Source organism: Bartonella sp. MR168JLCBS (genome assembly GCF_042194175.1).
The window spans coordinates 1-1,032 of the sequence record NZ_JBHIMP010000083.1; the positions used below are offsets into that span (position 1 = coordinate 1).

A 1,032-nucleotide genomic window follows, 5' to 3' on the forward strand; every position below is an offset into this window, starting at 1 on the left:
TCAAGCTTAATGGTTTTCGTCCCGGTAAGGTGCCTGCTGGATACCTGCGTAAAATGTACGGTAAGTCTTTTATGGCAGAAATTCTTAATGAGATTATTAGCGATGCGCCCCGTTCTATTTTAGCTGACCGTAACGAACGTCCAGCGATGCAGCCGCAAATTGATATAGATGAAGATGAAAAAATTCTGGATGGAAGAGCCGATTTTATTTTCAGTTTAAAGTATGAAGTTTTGCCAAAATTTGAAATTAAAGACTTTGACCATATTGAAATTATTCGTGAAATTGCAGCTGTTCCTGAAAAAGAGATTGATGAACAAGTAGAACGTGTTCTTTCTTCTACGCGGAGTTATTCGCTAAAAGAGGGACTTTCTGAAGAAGGGGATTGTGTTACAATAGATTATTTGGGTAAGCTGGAGGGTGTTCCATTTGAGGGTGGGGCAGATAGTGATGCGCAACTGATTCTTGGGTCAAAACAATTTATTCCTGGTTTTGAGGAGCAATTGGTTGACGTGAAAGCGGGGGATACGAAGACGATTTCTGTTAAATTCCCTGATAATTACAGTGCAGTCCATTTGGCTGGTCGGGATGCGGAATTTGATATAACTGTTAAAGCTATCTCTAAACCAGATGAACTAAAGATTGATGATGAGGCGGCGAAAAAAGTTGGTTTAGAATCTCTAGAACGCTTACGTGAAGTTGTTCGTGGGCAGATTGAAAGCCAATATGGCTCAATAACACGCCAAAAAATTAAGCGTCAAATTCTTGATGCTTTAGATGCTGATTACAATTTTGAAATTCCTGAAGGGCTTTTGGAAATTGAATTTAACAATATATGGGCTCAGGTTAATGACGATTTAAAAAAGGCTGGACGCAGCTTCGAAGATGAAGGTGTTACAGAGAAGCATGCACGAGAAGAATATCGTGTGCTTGCGCAACGTCGTGTTCGTCTCGGTTTAGTGCTTTCCGAAATTGGGATGAAGGCTGGTGTTAAAATAAGTGAGGATGAACTAAAGGCAGCAGTTTTTGATCAGG

1 protein-coding gene is annotated in these 1,032 nt (G+C 40.2%); it reads left to right on the top strand.

Annotated elements, in window-relative coordinates; translation table 11 throughout:
- Positions 1 to 1,032 (top strand): trigger factor (gene tig, locus ACFIK8_RS09240; RefSeq protein ID WP_375669250.1); only part of this gene is annotated, 1,032 nt, incomplete at both ends.